Consider the following 2,922-nt stretch of genomic DNA (forward strand, 5'->3'; position numbering starts at 1 on the left):
ACATGTACGAGGTGAAGATCCGGTACAGAACGAAGACTGGTTACATTTGCAGAATTTTCTGTCAGAATCCGGCTGGAAGGGTGACACTGGAGAAATACGAGGACTTCACCACGGTGAACGGATACTCCGACAGTCTTCGAAAGACAGGGAACACGAACTTTGCCATCCTCGTCACCACGCGCTTCACAGAGCCGTTTAAGGATCCAACGGGCTACGGAGTGAACCTCGCAAAGCTTGCAAACATCCTGGCGGGGGACAAAGAGAAAGTGATCCTTCAAACGTACGGTGATTTCAAAGAGTTCAGAAGGACCAAAAGACTCGGCAGGGTTCATCCCACTCTGGACTCCGGGAGCTACATCCTCGGAGATGCGAACCTCGTCTTTCCCTCGAAGATAAGAGAATCCCTCGTGGACTTCGTTGAAAACCTCGACAGGGTGATACCGGGAGTTGCCTACTTCGACAACCTGCTCTACGCGGTTGAGGTGAAGTTTTACACCAACAAGTTCCTGAACGACGTGGTGGAAGGACTTCACGTCGTTGGAGATTGCTCTGGCTGGACAAGATCGGTCCAGTACGCCACATCGATGGGCTACATGAGAGCTCTGGGGATGAAGATTCAGCCTCTGTGAGCCAGTATGGCGAAGAACCCCCACTCTATGAGAAGAACAGAGAAGAAAACAATGAATCCCTCCCAAAAGGTGAACCTGTGCACACCAAGGATGTGAAGCACAATAACGGTGGCTATGGCACAGGAAACAAGACCGTTTGGGAAGCCCTTCTTTACAAGGGCACTTATCCCTGCGTATCCGAAAAGAACCGCAAAGGCGATCCCGAGAAACTTTCCAAAGGAAACATCGAACACGTTGAAAACAGAAAGAAGTATGAGTACTCCAAGGAGTATCAGAACCATTCCGAAGAACTTCAACTTCATCACCCCTTCGTTCGTGTTCAACGATATTCTACCATCCTGACCCTCTGTGTTAGAATTACCTTAAAGGGAGGTAGGAACATGTTATCACCAACCGAGAAGCGATACCTTCTTGCGGTTCTTATGACACTGGACGAGGGAAGCACGAGACTGAAGAGGGTCTCGGACTTTCTCAGGGTGAAGATGCCGTCTGCCAAGCAGATTCTCGAGGATCTTGCGGCCAAAAAACTCATAAATTACGTGAGAAGAGGGCCAATCTCACTGACAAGAAAGGGCATGGAACTTGCTCAGAAAGAGGTGGAACGCTTCAACAACCTGAAAGAGTTTTTAAAGAAGATCCTCTTTCTCGACGAAAAGGAGGCAGAAAAGGGCGCCTGGGAAATCTTCTTTAACTTGGAGGAGAAGATCGCAGACAGAGTCGTCGACTTCATGAACTTTCTCGCACACTGCCCTCACATAACACCCATCTGTATAGAAGGATTCAAAGAATATCTGGAAACAGGAGAGTTTCCAACCCTTTGCAGGCTCAAGAGGTGATGGTATAATCGAGGAAGTGAAATCCCGCTCCACCCCGTGGAGGTGGGGCCAGATGTCCGAGGGAGGTGAGTTTTTGTGGCTTACGTGAAAGAGAGAATCTACGAGAGCATGTTCATCATCGCACCAAACGTACCGGAAGAAGAAAGAGAAAAACTCGTCGAGAAGACCAGGAGCATCATCGAAGAGAGGGTCAAGGGAAAGATCGACAAGATCGAGAGGATGGGCATGAGGAAGTTTGCCTACGAGATCAAGAAGTTCAGTGAAGGAGACTACACGGTGATCTACTTCAGATGCGACGGACAGCATCTTCAGGAACTCGAAAACTTCTACAGAGTAACCCCCGAAATCATCAGATGGCAGACCTTCAGGAGGTTCGACCTGGAAAAGAAAGAAAGAAAAGCTCAGAGGGAAAAGGCGGCTGCGGAGACCTCTGAAGGTGAAGGAGGAACCGAATCCTGATGTCTTTTTTCAACAGGATCATCCTCATCGGAAGGCTTGTGAGAGATCCAGAAGAGAGATACACCCTGAGTGGAACGCCCGTTACCACTTTCACGATAGCGGTGGACAGGGTTCCTAGAAAGAACGCTCCCGACGATGCTCAAACGACAGATTTCTTCAGGGTGGTGACCTTTGGAAGGCTCGCAGAATTTGCAAGAACGTATCTCACCAAGGGAAGGCTCATCCTCGTTGAAGGCGAAATGAGAATGAGAAGATGGGAAACACAGACCGGAGAAAAGAGAGTCTCTCCAGAGGTGGTTGCGAACGTTGTGAGGTTCATGGATAGAAAGCCGGCTGAAACACCCACCGAGGACATGGAAGAAAAGCTGGAGATTCCAGAGGAAGACTTCACTGATGACACTTTCCGTGAAGACGAACCACCATTTTGAAGGAGGTGTGTGCTGTGGCTTACAGAAGGAGAAGAAAGAAGATCAAAAAGTGCAGACTCTGTGAGATGAAATTGGACTATGTTGACTATAAAGACACAAAGCTCCTCAGTGAGTTCCTCACGGACAAGGCAAAGATCATCCCGAAGAGACTCACCGGAACCTGCTCCAAACATCAGAGGATGGTGAAGGTGGCCATCAAAAGGGCAAGACAGATGGGACTGCTCCCTTACCTGAAGATATGAGAAAACAAAAGGGCGCCGAGGCGCCCTTTTTTCATTCCTCGCCTTCAAAGAACATCTCTTCGATGTCCGGAATACTCTGCTGCCACTTTTCGAACACCTTCTTTGCGGTATTGTATTCTACTCCTTCCAGCATAACGCCTTCGGGAGTCTCGTCTGCTTTGAAGATGTAAACCTCACCGAGGTCCTCTATCATATCCTTTGCGTCGTTCAGGAAGACCTCTTCGCAGACCCAGAAGGTATTCCCTTCGTCTTCAACTTCGCCCAGTTTGTGGAAGAACACCTCGTTCCCATCCTGGTCGAACAGGCTGAAGACTTCCGTCTGATGTTC

General features: G+C 49.0%; 7 protein-coding genes. 5 read left to right on the forward strand and 2 right to left on the reverse strand.

Features of this window, described 5'->3' with window-relative positions; genetic code table 11:
- On the forward strand, nt 1-629 hold a 629-nt coding region (locus J7K79_RS06385), incomplete at its 5' end, for an FAD-dependent protein (protein ID WP_366932598.1).
- On the opposite strand, the gene J7K79_RS06390 is transcribed toward J7K79_RS06385, so the two are convergent.
- Nucleotides 617-931, reverse strand: coding sequence for a hypothetical protein (locus J7K79_RS06390; protein WP_296906506.1), 315 nt, complete (start codon nt 929-931; stop codon nt 617-619). The genes J7K79_RS06385 and J7K79_RS06390 overlap by 13 nt on opposite strands.
- Nucleotides 932-1,009: 78 nt before the next feature.
- Between J7K79_RS06390 and J7K79_RS06395 the strand changes: the two genes are divergently transcribed.
- The 4 genes from J7K79_RS06395 (at nt 1,010) to rpsR (ending at nt 2,594) form a co-directional block, all read left to right on the forward strand.
- Nucleotides 1,010-1,465: a metal-dependent transcriptional regulator gene (locus J7K79_RS06395; protein WP_296906509.1), complete on the forward strand. Its 456-nt coding sequence runs from the start codon at nt 1,010-1,012 to the stop codon at nt 1,463-1,465.
- 75 nt (nt 1,466-1,540) lie between these two features.
- Nucleotides 1,541-1,924 (forward strand): 30S ribosomal protein S6, encoded by a 384-nt coding sequence (rpsF, locus tag J7K79_RS06400; protein ID WP_296906511.1) that lies wholly within the window; start codon nt 1,541-1,543, stop codon nt 1,922-1,924.
- A complete protein-coding gene (locus J7K79_RS06405) occupies nt 1,924-2,352 on the forward strand; it encodes a single-stranded DNA-binding protein (protein WP_296906514.1) in 429 nt (142 codons plus the stop codon). The genes rpsF and J7K79_RS06405 overlap by 1 nt, the downstream gene beginning before the upstream one ends.
- 14 nt (nt 2,353-2,366) lie before the next feature.
- Entirely contained in the window at nt 2,367-2,594 is a 228-nt protein-coding gene (rpsR, locus tag J7K79_RS06410; protein ID WP_296906517.1) for a 30S ribosomal protein S18, read from the forward strand.
- A gap of 31 nt (nt 2,595-2,625) precedes the next feature.
- Here the strand turns inward: rpsR and J7K79_RS06415 are convergent.
- Nucleotides 2,626-2,922 (reverse strand): DUF1292 domain-containing protein (locus tag J7K79_RS06415; RefSeq protein ID WP_296906520.1); only part of this gene is annotated, 297 nt, incomplete at its 5' end.

The organism is Thermotoga sp. (assembly GCF_021162145.1).
Lineage (GTDB): Bacteria > Thermotogota > Thermotogae > Thermotogales > Thermotogaceae > Thermotoga.

What these genes read in the sequence shown, in the direction of transcription:
- J7K79_RS06405 (WP_296906514.1), top strand. Translation starts at nt 1,924, where the DNA reads ATGTCTTTTTTCAACAGGATCATCCTCATCGGAAGGCTTGTGAGAGAT.
- J7K79_RS06395 (WP_296906509.1), top strand. Translation starts at nt 1,010, where the DNA reads ATGTTATCACCAACCGAGAAGCGATACCTTCTTGCGGTTCTTATGACA.
- J7K79_RS06390 (WP_296906506.1), bottom strand. Translation starts at nt 931, where the DNA reads ATGAAGTTGAAGTTCTTCGGAATGGTTCTGATACTCCTTGGAGTACTC.